The sequence below is a fragment of the Rhodococcus sp. LW-XY12 genome (assembly GCF_019317345.1).
In the GTDB taxonomy this organism is placed as follows: Bacteria; Actinomycetota; Actinomycetes; order Mycobacteriales; family Mycobacteriaceae; genus Rhodococcus; species Rhodococcus pyridinivorans.
Map to the genome: position 1 here is coordinate 4,453,593 of NZ_CP079225.1, position 15,794 is coordinate 4,469,386.

Genomic DNA, 15,794 nt, shown 5'->3' on the forward strand with positions numbered 1-15,794 from the left:
TCAGGCCTCGAGAATCGCCGTCACACCCTGTCCACCTGCGGCGCAGATGGAGATCAGGCCGCGGACGGGCTTGCCGGTCTCCTGCTTCTTCTCGTGCAGCATCTTGGCCAGCGAGGCCACGATCCGGCCGCCGGTCGCGGCGAACGGGTGGCCGGCCGCGAGCGACGAGCCGTTGACGTTGAGCTTGCTGCGGTCGATCGAGCCGAGCGGGGCGTCGAGGCCCAGCTTGCCCTTGCAGTACTCCTCCGATTCGAACGCCTGGAGGGTGGCGAGCACCACGGAAGCGAACGCCTCGTGGATCTCGTAGAAGTCGAAATCCTGCAGGGTCAGGCCGTTGCGCTGCAGCAGGCGCGGGATGGCGTAGGTGGGCGCCATGAGCAGCCCGTCGCCACCGTGGATGTAGTCGACCGCGGCGGTCTCGGAGTCGACGAGGTAGGCAAGCACGGGGAGCTTACGCTCGGCGGCCCACTCCTCGCTCGCCAGCAACGCGGCCGACGCGCCGTCGGTGAGCGGCGTCGAGTTACCGGCGGTCATGGTGGCGTCGCCCAGCTTGGTGCCGAAGACCGGCTTCAGCGTCGACAGCTTCTCGACCGACGAGTCGGGACGCAGGTTGTCGTCGCGGGTCAGCCCGAGGAACGGGGTGACGAGGTCATCGAAGAAGCCCCGGTCGTAGGCGGCGGCCATGTTGCGGTGGCTCGCCACGGCCAGTTCGTCCTGCGCCTCGCGGGAGACACCGAATTCCTTGGCGGTGATCGCGGCGTGCTCACCCATCGACAGGCCGGTACGCGGCTCGCCGTTGCGCGGGATCTCGATGCCGAGCATCGACGGGCGGACGTTGCCGAGCAGCTTGACCCGGTCGGCCGTGGTGCGGGCCCGGTTCAGGGAGAGCAGGAACTCGCGGAGCTGGTTGTTCACGGCGATCGGGGCGTCGGAGGTGGTGTCGACGCCGCCGCCGATACCCGCCTCGATCCGTCCGGCGGCGATGGCGTCGCCGACCGCGATGATCGACTGCAGGCCGGTGCCGCAGGCCTGCTGGAGATCCCAGGCCGGGGTGTAGGGGCTCAGCGCGCTGCCGAGCACGCTCTCGCGGACGAGGTTGAAGTCGCGGGCGTGCTTGAGGACCGCACCGCCGACGACGGCACCGAGGCGCTCACCCTGCAGGTTGAAGCGGCCGACGAGACCGTCGAGGGTGGCGGTGAACATGTCCTGGTTGGACGCGCGGGCGTACTTGCGGTCGGACCGGGCGAACGGGATCCGGTTGCCTCCGAGAACGGCGACACGGCGCTGCTGCGTGGAACGGGCTTTGGTGGTCACTGGTGTCTCCCGGTTTCGGACGGATTCGAATTCTGGCTACTATTCTTACTCACGGGTAAGTTTGTTGTCGAACACGCTTGCTGTCGAACACTGCACCGACGACCGAATCGAAGAAGGTGGAATCGTGGCCGAAGCCAAGGGCGCACCCAAGCTCTACGCCCAGCTCATCTCGTCCGCACCCGGAGCGTTCCTCGCCAAGCAGTTCGGTCTGCCACAGCCCGAGAAGCTCCGGCGCTACCAGCCCGGCGAGCCCCCGCTCCCCGGCCCCGTCCTGCTCGGCGGCAACGGCCGCCTGGTCGAACCGATCCGCAACCTCCTGAGCGACTACACGTTCGCCGAGCCGTCCGACACGAAGTTCGGCGCACTCGTCTTCGACGCTACCGGCATCACCGACCCCGCGGGGCTCGAACAGCTCTTCACGTTCTTCCAGCCCACCTTGCGCAATCTCGCCCCGAGCGGCCGCGTCGTCGTCCTCGGCACCACGCCCGAGGAGGCCGGGTCGGTCGACGAGCGCATCGCCCAGCGCGCCCTCGAGGGCTTCACGCGCAGCGTCGGCAAGGAACTGCGTCGCGGTGCCACCGTGCAGCTCGTCTACGTCTCCCCGAAGGCCGCGACCGGCCTGACCGGCGTGGAGTCGACGCTGCGCTTCCTGCTCTCGGCGAAGTCGGCCTTCGTCGACGCCCAGGTGATCCGTATCGGTGAGGGCGACGCCACCGCCCCCGAGTCCTGGGACCGTCCGCTTGCCGGCAAGGTCGCGGTCGTCACCGGCGCGGCCCGCGGCATCGGCGCGACGATCGCCGAGGTCCTCGCCCGCGACGGCGCGACCGTCGTCGCCGCCGACGTCCCCGCTGCAGGCGACGCGCTGACCCAGACCGCCAACAAGGTCGGCGGCACCGCCTTCGCGCTCGACGTCACCGCCCCCGACGCCGGCGAGAAGCTCGCCGCTCACCTGCTCGAGCGTCACGGCGGCGCCGACATCATCGTCCACAACGCCGGCATCACCCGCGACAAGCTGCTCGTCAACATGGACGCCGCTCGCTGGAATTCCGTGATGGGCGTGAATCTGATCGCCCCGCGGAAGATCACCGACGTGCTCGTCGAGAAGGGCGCGCTGAAGGAGGGTGGCCGGGTCATCGACGTGTCGTCGATCGCCGGTATCGCCGGTAACCGCGGCCAGACCAATTACGGCGCCTCGAAGGCCGGTGTCATCGGCCTCGTCCAGGCGACCAGCGAGGCGCTCGCCGACAAGAAGATCACCGTCAACGCCGTCGCCCCGGGCTTCATCGAGACCGCCATGACGGCCGCGATCCCGGTCGCCACCCGCGAGGCCGGTCGTCTGATGAGCTCGCTGCAGCAGGGCGGTGAGACCGTCGACGTCGCCGAGACCGTCGCGTGGTTCGCGAACCCCGCGTCGAGCGCCGTGACCGGGCAGGTCGTGCGCGTGTGCGGCCAGTCCATGCTGGGGGCCTAGATGGCACGGATCGAACTGCCCTCGCTGCCGTCGACCTTCGACATCTACAGCCGGGCCGTACTCGGGGCGCTGCCCGTGGTGGGCGCGTCGGGCGACAGTCTGCCCGAGGACGTCCTGGTCCTGCGGTCGCTGAAGGTCGATCCCGACGATCTCGCCGAATACACCAAGGTGTGCGGGTTGCGGTTCGGCGACAGCCTGCCGCTGACCTATCCGTTCATCCTCACGTTCCCGCTCGTGATGAAACTGATGGTGTCGAAGGGCTTTCCGTTCGCCGCCGTCGGTTCGGTGCACGCCGAGAACGTGATCGAGCAGTTCCGGCCGATCTCGGTCACCGAGCCGCTCGACATCGCGGTGCACGCGGAGAACATGCGCGAACACCGTAAGGGCCTGCTCGTCGATCTCGTCAGCGAGGTCAACGTCGGACGCGAGTTGGTGTGGCGGCAGACGTCGACCTTCCTGCACCAGCAGCGCACGTCGCTGTCGGGTCAGCCCAAGCCGGAGCCGAAGGAGGAGGAGATCCCCCCGGTCCCCACCTCCACACTGCGGGTCGACCAGAAGGTCATCGACCGCTATGCGGCGGTCTCCGGTGACCGCAACCCGATCCACGTGTCGACCCTGGGCGCCAAGGCCTTCGGATTCCCGAAGACCATCGCCCACGGCATGTGGAGCGCGGCGGCCACCCTCTCGGCCGTCGAGGGACGGATCCCCGGCAAGGTGACCTACGCGGTGCGATTCGGGAAGCCGGTCCTGCTGCCGTCGTCGCTGAGCCTGTACGCGCAGCACGTCGCCGACGGATGGGATCTGGCACTGCGGCATCCGAAGAAGCAGTACCCGCACCTGACCGCCACCCTGCGGTAGGGCGGGGAATCACCGAGATTTCGGGCGGGGCGGGACGCGATGGGGGCGTCCCGCCCCGCCCGAACCCTCGTGCGGTGAATATCCTTGTGGCCGAGGTGTTCCCGGCGGGACGGATCAGTGCATCCGATCGGAGCGCTTGCGTCCCGCGAGACCGCGCCACGCGAGGTTCTCGAGCAGATCCGCTGCCTGCTGCACATCGATCTCACCGCCGGCGATGCGATCGGCGACGGCCTCACCGGCACCGACGAGCGCGACGGCCATGATCGTGAAGTTCGTGTCGGGTTCCGGATCGCGCGTGCTCGATTCGAGCAGGTGCGCGGTGAGTTCGATCAGCCGGTCGCGGCTGCCCTGCACCTGGGGCGCGAAGGCCTGCTGCGACAGCGCTTGACGATAGAGGACCATCCACGACGGCCGGTGCTCGTCGACGAAGCCGAGGAACGACTCGAGCGCGACCCGCAGTTGTTCACGCGGGGCGAGGGTGGGGTCGCCCGCCGGTGTGAGTGCCTCGACGAACCGCTGCCCTTCGCGGGCGATACACGCCGCGAACAACTCGTCCTTCGACCCGTAGTACAGGTAGAGCATCGGCTTGGAGATCGACGCCCGCGCCGCGATCGCGTCCATGGATGTGTTGTGGAAACCGTGCTCGGAGAACACTTCGACGGCGGCGTCCAGCATCTGTTGCTCGCGGACCGCACGCGGCAGTCGCTTGGTTCCGCCCGCCATGACTCCTCCCGGACTCCTCGAATGAAGTTCTTACTCTACGGTAGGAAGCCTGCGGTCGAAGCAACCTGCGACATTTCAGCAGTCCAGAGCGCCCTTCGCGCGTGTCACGGTCCGTACCGACTCGTCGACCCATTCCGGTGAGAGCGTGCCCTCCGCGACGACCTGCTCGAGATGGTCGAGCACGGCGGGCACCTCGTCGGTGGTCAGCCACAGTGCCTGGTTCACGCCCGCCACCATCGCGGCCTCGACGGCCTCGGTGATGCCGTAGGTGTCGGTGATCGCGCGCATCCCCGACAGATCGTCGGTGAAGATCACGCCACCGAAGGCGGGGCCGCCGTAGGCACCCGAGCGGAGCAGGTCCACCGCTGCCGGGCTGATGCTCGCGGGCAGCCCGCCGGTCAGACCCGGCACGTCGAGGTGGCCGAGCATGACGCCCACCTCGGGCGAGACCAGGCTGCGGTACGGCACGAGATCGCTCTGCTGCAGTTGCTCGATCGGCGGGGTGGTCACGGCACCGGTGTGCGAATCACCGGAGGCCGAGCCGTGTCCCGGGAAGTGCTTGAGCACCGGCATGATGCCCGCGTCGATCAGTCCCCGCGCATAGGCGCCGGCGTACTGCGTGACGACCTCGGGATCGTCGGAGAACGAGCGGTCGCCGATGACGGAGTCGTCGGGCTGGCTGCTCACGTCGACGTCCGGCGCGAAGTCGACCGTGATGCCCAGCGACTTCAGTTCCTGTCCACGTTCGAACGCCATTCGGTAGGTCTCGTCGACCGTCATCGTCTGCGCCGTCACCCGCGCGGACGGATCGGGCCCGAACAGGTCGCCCACGCGCGACACGCGGCCGCCCTCCTCGTCGATCGTGACCATGAGCGGCAATGCGCTCCGCGCGGCCACCTGCGGCACGAGACGGTCGGTGAGCATCGACGCGTCGGTCCAGCTGCCGATGAAGATGCCACCGATCTGCTCGGATTCGACGACGGCCTGCGCGTCGGCGGCTCCGGTGACCCCGACGTTGAGCAACTGGGCGAGCTTCTGCCGCAGCGTCAACCGGGCGAGCAGATCGTCGCCGCAGGTCGCCGACGTCGCGGCCGCGGTCGCCTCGGTGGTCGTGGCGGTCGCTGTGGTGGACGAGGCGGGCGCGGTGTCGGACGTCGTCTCGACCGGGTCGTCGCCGCCCGAATCGGACGAACCGCATCCCGCGGTGGTGAGGGCGACCGCGAGCACGGCGGCGACAGTGTGACGGATCCGCATGGTGCCGACGGTAGCGGACGAACCTCGCGGATCCACAGCTCGAACCTCCCCCGGGGACGCTCCGGCGGGTTAAGGTGCACCCGAGCATCCGAATCCGACCCAGGGGGTACGCGGTGGGCGCAGATCTGATCCTCATCGCCTACGACGGTTCCGAGAACTCGAAGCGTGCCGTGCAGTATGCGGGTCGTTTCCTCGAGTCGTGCCGTGCCGTCGTCGTCACCGCCTGGGAGCCGATGGTCCGGCAGGCCGCCCGCATGTCCGGCCTGTCCGGTGTCATGCAACCCGACTGGGTGCCCGACGAGGACAGCGAGGACGTCGCCCTGTCCGACGCGCGCATCACCAACGACGAGGGGCTCGAGATGGCCCGCTCGGTGGGTCTGCACGCCGAGGGCCGCACCGTCGAGGTCGTCAACGCGGTGTGGTCGGCGATCATCGAGGCCGCCGACGAGCTGGACGTCGACATCATCGTCACCGGCACCCGCGGCACCACCGGTCTGCGGTCCCTGTTGCAGTCGTCGGTGGCCGATCACGTGCTCCGGCACAGTCACCGGCCGGTCCTGATCGTGCCGCCGGGTCGCTGACGCCCCGCACCGGGTCACCGGCGCCGGGTGCGGGCAGGGATATTGTCGATCCACCATGGACGGATTCCTGCTCTCGCGCACCGAACGCTCGGTGCACGCCACCGGCACCCGCCGGTTCTTCGACGACGTCCACTCCGCCACGCAGGCACTCCGCAGCGGTAAGGCGACGATCGTCGTCGGTGCACTGCCGTTCTCGCGGCACCGTCCGGTGGCCCTCGCGCAGCCCGACGACGTCGAGATCCTCGACGGCCCGTGGCAGGCCCCGCCCGACCTGTCGGACCTGCCGCCGGTGCGGATCTCCGCCGAACTGCCACTGCCCCGCGTGCACGTCGAGCGGGTGCGCCGGCTCGTGGAGCAGATGTCCCTCGGGGAGATGGAGAAGGTCGTCGCCGCCCGGCGGGTCGCCCTCGAGGCCGACGCACCGCTCGACCCGCTCGCTCTCGCGGCCCGCATGATCGAACGCCATCCCGACGCGGCGACGTACGCGCTGGATCTGAGCGCGGCGGGCGAACGCTATTGGGGTCACACGCTGGTCGGGGCGACGCCCGAACTGCTCGTGAGCCGCCGTGGCGAGACCGTCACGTGCCGTCCCCTCGCCGGGACCGCCGCGCGCCGGGCCGATCCGGACGAGGACCGCCGCGCCGGTGAGGATCTGCTGACCTCGGACAAGAACCTCACCGAGCACGGTTACGTCGTCGACTGGATCCGCACGCGACTGGCCCCGCTGTGCAGCGACCTCGACATCCCCGACAAGCCCGAGCTCACCGCGACACCCGATGTCTGGCATCTCGCCACGCCGGTCACCGGCACCCTCCGCGACCCCGACACCGACGCGCTCACCCTCGCCCACGTTCTGCACCCCACCCCGGCCGTGGCGGGCACCCCCACCGAGGCCGCGCTGGACGTCATCTCCCGGGTCGAGGGCGACCGGCGCTTCTACGGCGGCACGGTGGGCTGGTGCGACGAACAAGGCGACGGCGACTGGTTCGTCGCCATCCGGTGCGCGGAGCTCAGTTCCGACGGCCGACGCGCCGTGGCCTGGGCAGGAGGCGGCATCGTGGCCGACTCCGACCCCCTCACCGAACTCCACGAGACCACCGCGAAACTGCGCACACTGCTCGGCGCACTGGGCGTCTAGCGCACCGCGGCGACGGTAAAGAGCGACTCGGAGGCTCGCACCGTCCACCACCGCCTTCCGGGGTGATAGTTTGGCGCGGACCGATAGACAGCGTGGCGGCCGGCAATGACTGCCTGCGTCACTGGAGATGGGGAGACGGAATGGGGAAGTTCCTGGGACCGGGCCTGGGTAGCGTGGTCGTCGGTGCCGTACTCGGCGCCGTGGCGGTCTTCGGCGTAACGGCCGCTGTGCAGGAGAATTCGCGCCCTCAGATCGATCGCAGTGGCAACGCCGATTCGTCCCTCCTGAACCAGGTTGAGTACGGCAGCCGCTGACGGCGCCGGCAACGCTTCGAGTTCACGCACGTACCGAGGCGAGACGGAGCTCCCGTCCGCCGAACCGCTGTCCCGCCGGTGGCTGTACGCAGTCACCGCGGTGGCGGTGGTCCTGTCCTTCGCCCAGGTTCCGGGCCTGGTCGTCGCCGACACCAAGTACGACCTGACGCAGAACCCGATCGGATTCCTCACGCGCGCCGCTCACCAGTGGAGCAGTGTGGCGCCGCTCGGGCAGGTGCAGAACCAGGCGTACGGCTACTTCTTCCCGCACGGCTCGTTCTTCGCCGCGGGTCAACTGCTGCACATCCCCCCGTGGATCACCCAGCGGGTGTGGTGGGTGCTGCTGCTCGTCGCCGGATTCTGGGGCCTCGTCCGCCTCGCCGAAGCCCTCGGTATCGGGAGCCGTAGCTCCCGTCTGATCGCGGCGACGGTGTTCGTGCTGTCCCCGCGCGTCCTCACGACGCTCGGTTCCATCTCGTCGGAAGCACATCCGATGATGTTGGCGCCGTGGGTGCTGCTGCCGCTGGTGCGGTATCTGAACACGCAGAATCCGGGCTCGGCCCGCCGGCTCGCCGCGCAGTCCGCCGTGGCGGTGGCGCTCATGGGCGCGATCAACGCGGTCGCGACCGCCGCGGCCTGTCTCGTCGCGGCGCTGTGGTGGGCCGCGCACCGTCCGAACCGGCGCTGGTGGCGCTTCACCCTGTGGTGGCTGCCGCTGTGCGTCGTCGCGGTGACCTGGTGGATGGTGCCGCTGCTGCTGCTCGGTCGCGTCAGTCCGCCCTTCCTCGACTTCATCGAATCGTCCGGTGTCACCACCGAATGGACGTCGCTCGCCGAGGTGCTGCGCGGCACCAGCAGCTGGACGCCCTTCGTCTCCCCCGAACGCATCGCGGGCGCCGTGCTCGTCACGCAACCGGCCGCGGTCCTCGTCACCGGCGCCCTGGCCGCGGCCGGTCTCGCCGGTCTCGCGATGCGGTCGATGCCCGCGCGCGGTCGTTTCACCCTGATCCTCGTGGTGGGTCTCGTCGGCATGGGCGTCGGTTACGTCGGCCAGCTCGACTCGCCGTTCGCCGAGCAGGTCCGGTTGTTCCTCGACACCGCCGGTGCGCCGCTGCGCAACGTCCACAAGCTCGAGCCGCTCGTGCGACTGCCGATCGTGCTCGGGATCGCGCACCTACTGCGCGCCGTTCCTCTGCCCGGATCGGTGCCGTGGACGCGTGCCCGGAACGCCTTCGCGCATCCCGAACGCAATCCGATGGTCGCGGTGACGACGCTGATCCTCGTCGCGATGACGCTCGCGACCTCACTCGCGTGGACCGGGCGGCTCGCTCCGCGCGGCGCTTTCGACGAGGTCCCCGAGCACTGGCACGCCACGGCGGCCTGGCTCGAGGACAACACGAGCGAGCGCGGCGAACGCGCCCTCATCGTTCCCGGCGCGCCGTTCGGCAGCCAGATGTGGGGGCTCACCCGCGACGAACCGCTGCAGGCACTCGCATCGACGCCGTGGGCGGTGCGCGACGCCGTCCCGCTCGTGCCACCCGGCGCCATCCGTGCCCTCGACGCCGTGCAACGCGACATCGCCGACGGCCGCCCGTCCGACGGTCTCGCCGCGACCCTGCGCGGTCAGGGCATCGGCTTCCTGGTGGTGCGCAACGACCTCGATCCCGACACCTCTCCCGCCGCGCGACCGGCACTCGTGCATCGCGCGCTCGACGGTTCGCCGGGCATCGAGCGGGTCGCCGAGTTCGGTGACGACATCGTCTTCGACAACCCCGACGACTTCGTCACCGACGCCGACCTGCGACCTGCCTATCCGGCCGTGGAGATCTACCGCGTCGCCGAACCCGCCGCGGCACCCGTCGGTCCCTACGTCGTGGACATCGCCGACGTGCCGGTCGTGCAGGGCGGCCCCGAAGCGCTGCTGCGCCGCAACACCGCGCAGCCCGAGTTCGTCGGTCCCACGCTCCTCGCCGCCGACGCGGCCCGCGCGGGTCTGCCCGTCGACGAGGTGACGGTCACCGACACCCCGACGGACCGCGAGACGGACTACGGGCAGGTCGACCATCATTCGTCGACGATCCGGACCGCCGACGACCCGCGTCGCACCCACAACGCCGTCCCCGACTATCCGGTGCCCGACACCGAACTCGTCCGGGCCGAATGGGAAGGCGCCCGCATCAGCGTGTCCAGCGCGGCGTCGGATGCCACCCAGCTCGGTGGCACGTCGGTCGCAAGCAGCCCGGCCGCGGTGGTCGACGGCGATCCGACGACCGGCTGGCACAGCAACGGACTCGAATCGGCGATCGGCCAGTGGCTGCAGCTCGACCTCGACCGGCCGATCGAAGCGGGTCTGCTGCACCTGACGACCAGCTCCGGTGCTCTCGGCGATCCCGTCAAGTGGCTCGAGGTGTCCACCGACCGGGGCAGCACGGCGGTGCGCGTCGACGAACCGGGACGCGAACAGACGGTCGCGCTGCCGCTGGGCACCACCTCGTGGATCCGCATCACGTCCGTGCACACCGAACGCGGCACGGTCGGCAACCAGTTCGGTCTCACCGAGGTGGTCGTCGAGGACTTCACCGACCGGAACGAACCACACCCGATCGACATCCGTCGCCGCATCGTGGTGCCGGGCCCGGTCGAGGACGCCGCGGTACGCGGGTGGCAGCTCGGCCAGGAATTCCCCGGACGCGGCAGCTGCGTCGACACCGACGACCGTGTCCGTTGCGCGCGGGGACTCGCCACCTCCGCCGAGGAACCCGGCATGTTCACCCGCACCCTGGACGTGCCGCAGGAGACCTGGGTCCGCCCGGAACTGCTCCTGCGCGCGCGCCCCGGGCCGGCGCTCGAGGACCTCGCGGACCGTTCGGATCGGGTCGTCGCGCGCGGTGACGCCGACGTCGTCGACCTGTATGGCTCGGCGTTCGCCCTCACCGACGGTGACCCGCGGACGTCGTGGACCGCGGAGGAGAGCTCGCTCGAAGCGGGTGCGCCGCGGCCGTCGCTCACGCTGGAGCTTCCTGAGGAACAACGCGTCACGGGATTGGAGATCAGGACGGCGCTGGGAGCGCTGCCGGTCGCGCCGTCGCGGGTCGCGGTGAATCTCGGCAACGGACCGCAGGTGCGCGAACTCGACGGTGACGACACGATCGTCGATCTGACCCCGCACGTCACGGACCGGATCGAACTCACCGTGGTGCACTGGCGCGACACCCTCGATCGCACAGTGCTGGGTTTCTCGAAACTCACCCCGCCCGGGCTCGCCGAGGTGTCGGTGCTCGGCGACGACGGGCCGATCGGGGCACAGGGATCCGTCTACGACGAGACGGTGACCGTCGACTGCGAGCGCGGACCCGTCGTGGAGATCGACGGACGCAGCTACCGCACGTCGCTCACCGCGCGGGTCGCCGATCTCGCGGCGGGCGTGGAGGTCCCCGCGACACTGTGCGGCACCGACGTCGTCGGCATGAACCCGGGCCGGGTCGACATCGACGTCGATCCCGGTGCGGCCTTCGTCGTCTCGGGCCTTCGGCTCGACGTCCCCGGTCCCGACGCGCCCGTCTCGGAGCCGACGGAACTCGACAAGGGCCGCTGGACGGAGAACCTGCGCGAAGTGATGGTTCCGGCGGGCGACGAGGACCGGCTCGTGGTGGTGCCCGAGAGCACCAACGTCGGCTGGGTGGCGCGCACCCCGGACGGTGCCGTGGCGACGCCGGTCGTCGTGGACGGCTGGCAGCAGGGCTGGATCGTGCCGGCCGGGCCGGAGCAGACGCTGACACTCGAGTTCGCGACCGACCGCTGGTACCGGCTCGGGATCTTCGGCGGGTTGCTGTTGCTCGTCCCGTTGTTCGCGGCGGCCGTGTGGCCGCGGCGGCGGGTCGAGGATCCGGGTCCGATGCCGCGCACCTGGGGTTCGTCGGTTCTCGCGCTGACCGGTGTGCTGGTCGCCGCGACGCTCCTCGCGGGATGGGCCGGTGCCGCCGTCGCGGTCGCCGGCGCGGTGGGGATCGGTGCGCTCGCGGTGCGCCACGGCCCCGTCCTGGCGTCGCGTGTGCTCGTAGGCACCGCGGGTGGCGCGACGATGCTGGCGATGGCGCTGCTGTCCACCGGGCCGTGGCGATCACCCGACGGATATGTCGGGCACTCGTTCCTGATTCAGTTCGCGGCGCTCGTCGGCGTGGTCGCGGTGGGCCTGGCGGCGGTACCGCGCCGGGCCTTGTCCCAGCGGTGGAAGGCGGCCCGCGCCGGCTCCTCGACGAGGGCGTAGCTGACGGACGCGACGGCCAGACTCAGCACGACCGTCACCGTCAGGACGAACCAGAAGTGCCCCGCAAAAGCCGGGATCCCGAAGACGGGGAAGACGATCGACAGCACCGCGAGATGCCAGATGAACACGCCGTACGACCAGCGTCCGACGGCCAGTGCGGCCGGGCTCGCCAGGACGCGGTGCTGGCGGCGCGGTGCGAGGGTCAGCGGGGCGAGCAGGGCGAAGCTCATGATCGCGCCCAGGGCGATCTTGGCGAGATATTCGGTGGGTGCGAGATCGGTGAGCGTCTCCGGTCCGGCCAGCGGGGTGGTGGCGGCAGCGAAGGCGGCGACGGCGATCGCTCCCATCACCGTGCGCCGCGCCGCGAACCGGTGCATCCACGTCTCGGGGCCGGTGACGAGTTCGGCGAGGATCATTCCCGCCGCGAACCAGGGCAGGTAGCCGGGCAGCCAGTTGGTGTGGTTGATGTGGTCGGGGGTGCCGACCGGTAGCCACGCCCACAGCAGCGACAGTGCGCTCACGGCGAGCAGCAGCGGGACGCGGTAGCGGGCGGCGTCCCCGCGCAGCCCGCTCACCGCCAGCGCCAGCAGCGGCAGCACGAGATAGAAGGCGACCTCCACCGACAGACTCCACATCTGGGTGAGGCCCTCGGTGAGGGTCAGTGGGACGAACACTTGCACGAGCGCGAGATTCGACCACCACACCGTCGCGCCGCCGCCCGCGCCGGGCAGCAACCACAGCACCAGGATCACGACGGTCCAGTAGGCGGGGAGGATGCGGGTCGCGCGGGAGAGGAAGTAGCGGGTCGTCGAGGGGGACGGCCCGAGCGCGCGGGCCGCGGCGGCGTGCGGTCGCCACAGCAGGAAGCCGGACAGGGCGAAGAACAGGGCGACGGCGAGGTCGAACCGCGCCCACACCCGGCCGATCAGTGGGTCATGCACCGCGCCGGTCTGGAACGCGACGTGGGTGATCAACACGCCCACTGCGGCGAAACCGCGCATTCCTTCGAGTGCCGGAAGGAATCCGCTCATGCTGCGGTTCCGGTCGGTGGTGGTGGTCATCGGGCACCAGTGTGCCGTGTCGCGGGGGCGGTGGACAGAGCAGGATCACCCGGCACGGGACGATCCCGGCAGCGACGAAGATCGACTACCGATCCGTCCCAGCGGCGAGCGAGCGCGCATATTGCCATACCGGGCTGTTAGTGTCTGAGCTCACGTGGTGTTCGCGGGCCGGATGCCAGGCGATCCGTGCAGCCCTGCTGCTGCCGGTGGGGGTACTCGATGACAACCGTTGAGTGAGGAGAAAGCATGGCTGAGCGTTCGAGCTCCGGCCGGATACTGGCAATGATTCTGGTGGGCCTGGGGGCCTTCCTCCTGGTGATCGCGATTCTCGTGCCGACGTACACGCTCGGGAAGCTGAGAACGACACCGCTCGATCTCGAGGTGACCACGGTCGCCGAAGGCACGGGCGACATCCTCAATTCCCGTCAGCTGCTCGCCGGCAACGCGCAGGTCGACCGCGACGTGCCGATCGTCGCGCAGCGCTTCGTCACCGTCGAGGATCCCTCGAACGCCGAGGTCATGACGCTGCAGGCAGGCCAGACCGTGCGACGACTCGACATGCAAGGGGACACGGGCCTGGTCTCGGCCGTCGTCGACCGTCTCACGATCGACCGGAAGACCTCCATGCCCGTCTCGGAGGAGGAGTTCCCGGAGCGCGTGAGCACGATCCAGGTGAGCGCCGACAAGCCGCCGGTGGAGATCGACAACCGCGCCGGACTGCAGTACAAGTTCCCGTTCGACGTCCAGCAGGAGTCGTACCCGTACTACGACATCAACGCTCGCGAGAACTTCCCCATCGACTTCGTCGGTGAGGAGGAGATCAACGGCATGAAGGTCTACCACTTCAGCCAGGAGATCGGTCCGGTCGACCTCTCGAAGGCCGACCCCGAGGTCCCGACCTACAAGCTCAGCCTGCCCGCCTCCACCTGGGGTGTCGGTGAGGGCGACGAGCCGATCACGATGACCCGCTGGTACAACAACATCCGCGACCTGTGGGTCGACCCGGTCACCGGTGTCGTCGTCAAGGGCCAGGAGCAGCAGGACCAGTACTACGCCCGCGAGGCCGACAAGCCCGAGGTGACGGTCCTCAACGTGACGCTGCCGTTCGACGAGGAGACGATCGAGTACCAGATCGGCCAGGCCAAGGACGGCCAGGACACCATCTCGCTGTTCGGCCGCACCCTGCCGATCATCCTCGGCATCCTCGGCGTCATCCTGCTGATCGTCGGCTTCGTGCTCGGCATCCGCGGTGGCGGCAACCGTCGTCCCGCCACCGCGACCGGCGGTCCCGCCCCGGCAGGTCCGGCCACGACCACGGTCGGCCCGGCGCATTCGGGCGGCGCGCAGCGCGATCACACCGAGGACCGCACCGAGGTCATCCCGCGCCAGACCGATCCGAACGCGCAGCAGCGTGATTGGACGACGGATCGAACGCAGGAGATCCCGCGCACCGATCTGCGGAAGCCTCCGACGCAGGAGTGATCGTCCGGTAGACGAACCGAGCCGCCCCTCACCGATCCCGGTGGGGGGCGGTGTCGTTCGCGGGTGACTCGTCGGTGGACGGGGTCGCCGCGTCGTCCGTGGACGACCGGGTCGCCCCAGCACCGCGCAGAGCGAGCACCGCGACCACCGCGGCCGTCGCGGCGGCCACACCGACAGCGACGGCGATGAACTGCCGCAGGGTCGACGCCACCGTGAACATCAGCACCGCCTCGAGGGCGAGGCCCACCCACGCGACGAGCGCGAGATGGGTACGTTCCCCGGCGATCGCCGACAGCAGCGCGCCCTGCAGGACGGCCAGACACGCGCCCTGCAGTGCGAACAGCCACAGCAGCGACTGCACCGGCCCGTAGGCGTCGCCGACCAGCATCGGGACGATCGGTGCGCAGATCGCCGCGCCGGCGACGAGCACCGCGCCGATCGCGACGAGGACGGTGAGCGCCGACCGCACCGCGGCCGCCGACTGGGCGGGATTCGCCATCCGCGGATAGAGCACCACACCGACCGCCTGCGGCAACCAGAAGGCGACCTTCGTCGCCACCGCCCCCAGCGCGTACAACCCGGCGGAATCGGGATCGAGCAGCATGCGGGCGAGCAGCAGGTCGAGCGACGTGAGCGCGATGAGGGCCAGCTGCACCTGGGAGGCACGCAGCACCGCCCCGGCGGTCGGGACCCGTTCCGTCCGTCCACCCGACGTCCGGCCCACGAGCACACTCGCGGCCAGCGCGACCGCACCCGTGCCGAGCGCCCCGGCGAACAGCGCGGCACCGGGGCCGCCTCCGACGGCGAGCACCGCCACGGCCGGCACCACCTTCGCGACGCCCGCGGCGGACAGGACGACGCTGAGCGCTGCGAACCTGCCCCGCCCCTGCAGCAGGCCCTGTTCGGCGGCGAGGAGGACGAGCAGCGGCGCGGTGACGAGCGACCCGAACGCCCCGCCGACACTCGTGTCGAGCGCCCACGCCACGACGGGCACAAGGAGCATCGCGACGACGATGGCGAGCACGGCGCAGCGGTAACCGAGACGACGCAGCGCCGCGGCGCCGGTGCCGTGCACGGCCTCCCGGGCGACGACCGTCTGCAACGCCAGTGCCGGCACGGCGAGGACGAGCTGCGCGGCGAGCAGGCTCGCGAACTCGCCGTATCCGGCGGGCCCGAGCCAGCGTCCCGCCGGCAGGTGCAACAGATAGGACGCGAGGTTCGCGGTCATCGCGCCGACCGTCACCAGTGTCATGCCGGTGACGGCGGTTCCCGTCGTCGAACCACGAGTGGTCTCGGTTCCCTCCGACGCGGGTCGGGGTGTTCGCGGCATC

General features: G+C 70.2%; 12 protein-coding genes. 7 read left to right on the top strand and 5 right to left on the bottom strand.

Going from position 1 to position 15,794, the window contains the following annotated elements; genetic code table 11:
* Entirely contained in the window at positions 1 to 1,314 is a 1,314-nt protein-coding gene (locus KXC42_RS20375) for an acetyl-CoA C-acetyltransferase (RefSeq protein WP_006552665.1), read from the bottom strand.
* A gap of 124 nt (positions 1,315 to 1,438) precedes the next feature.
* Between KXC42_RS20375 and KXC42_RS20380 the strand changes: the two genes are divergently transcribed.
* Positions 1,439 to 2,785: a 3-oxoacyl-ACP reductase gene (locus tag KXC42_RS20380; protein ID WP_024102043.1), complete on the top strand. Its 1,347-nt coding sequence runs from the start codon at positions 1,439 to 1,441 to the stop codon at positions 2,783 to 2,785.
* The gene (locus tag KXC42_RS20385; RefSeq protein WP_219129492.1) at positions 2,786 to 3,643 is read left to right on the top strand and encodes a MaoC/PaaZ C-terminal domain-containing protein; all 858 of its coding nucleotides are present in this window, start codon (positions 2,786 to 2,788) and stop codon (positions 3,641 to 3,643) included. It begins immediately after the preceding gene.
* A 114-nt stretch (positions 3,644 to 3,757) separates the two neighbouring features.
* On the opposite strand, the gene KXC42_RS20390 is transcribed toward KXC42_RS20385, so the two are convergent.
* Positions 3,758 to 4,366 (bottom strand): TetR/AcrR family transcriptional regulator, encoded by a 609-nt coding sequence (locus tag KXC42_RS20390; RefSeq protein ID WP_024102045.1) that lies wholly within the window; start codon positions 4,364 to 4,366, stop codon positions 3,758 to 3,760.
* Between the two features lie 75 nt (positions 4,367 to 4,441).
* Positions 4,442 to 5,620, bottom strand: coding sequence for a glycoside hydrolase family 3 N-terminal domain-containing protein (locus KXC42_RS20395; RefSeq protein ID WP_024102046.1), 1,179 nt, complete (start codon positions 5,618 to 5,620; stop codon positions 4,442 to 4,444).
* Positions 5,621 to 5,733: 113 nt separating this feature from the next.
* On the opposite strand from KXC42_RS20395, the gene KXC42_RS20400 reads away from it, so the two are divergent.
* The 4 genes from KXC42_RS20400 (at position 5,734) to KXC42_RS20415 (ending at position 11,920) form a co-directional block, all read left to right on the top strand.
* On the top strand, positions 5,734 to 6,201 hold the full coding sequence (locus tag KXC42_RS20400; RefSeq protein ID WP_019290888.1) for a universal stress protein: 468 nt from the start codon (positions 5,734 to 5,736) through the stop codon (positions 6,199 to 6,201).
* Between the two features lie 55 nt (positions 6,202 to 6,256).
* Positions 6,257 to 7,339 (top strand): isochorismate synthase MenF, encoded by a 1,083-nt coding sequence (locus tag KXC42_RS20405; RefSeq protein WP_219129493.1) that lies wholly within the window; start codon positions 6,257 to 6,259, stop codon positions 7,337 to 7,339.
* Positions 7,340 to 7,479: 140 nt separating this feature from the next.
* Entirely contained in the window at positions 7,480 to 7,653 is a 174-nt protein-coding gene (locus KXC42_RS20410) for a DUF2613 domain-containing protein (protein ID WP_006552672.1), read from the top strand.
* Positions 7,634 to 11,920 (top strand): alpha-(1->3)-arabinofuranosyltransferase, encoded by a 4,287-nt coding sequence (locus KXC42_RS20415; protein ID WP_219129494.1) that lies wholly within the window; start codon positions 7,634 to 7,636, stop codon positions 11,918 to 11,920. The genes KXC42_RS20410 and KXC42_RS20415 overlap by 20 nt, the downstream gene beginning before the upstream one ends.
* On the opposite strand, the gene KXC42_RS20420 is transcribed toward KXC42_RS20415, so the two are convergent.
* Positions 11,809 to 12,981 (bottom strand): acyltransferase, encoded by a 1,173-nt coding sequence (locus KXC42_RS20420; RefSeq protein WP_071935768.1) that lies wholly within the window; start codon positions 12,979 to 12,981, stop codon positions 11,809 to 11,811. The genes KXC42_RS20415 and KXC42_RS20420 overlap by 112 nt on opposite strands.
* 246 nt (positions 12,982 to 13,227) lie before the next feature.
* Here KXC42_RS20420 and KXC42_RS20425 point away from each other — a divergent pair, with 246 nt between their 5' ends.
* A complete protein-coding gene (locus KXC42_RS20425; RefSeq protein ID WP_072740554.1) occupies positions 13,228 to 14,463 on the top strand; it encodes a DUF3068 domain-containing protein in 1,236 nt (411 codons plus the stop codon).
* A 28-nt stretch (positions 14,464 to 14,491) separates the two neighbouring features.
* On the opposite strand, the gene KXC42_RS20430 is transcribed toward KXC42_RS20425, so the two are convergent.
* Positions 14,492 to 15,793 (bottom strand): polysaccharide biosynthesis protein, encoded by a 1,302-nt coding sequence (locus KXC42_RS20430; RefSeq protein WP_083543673.1) that lies wholly within the window; start codon positions 15,791 to 15,793, stop codon positions 14,492 to 14,494.
* Between the last annotated feature and the right edge of the window lies 1 nt (position 15,794).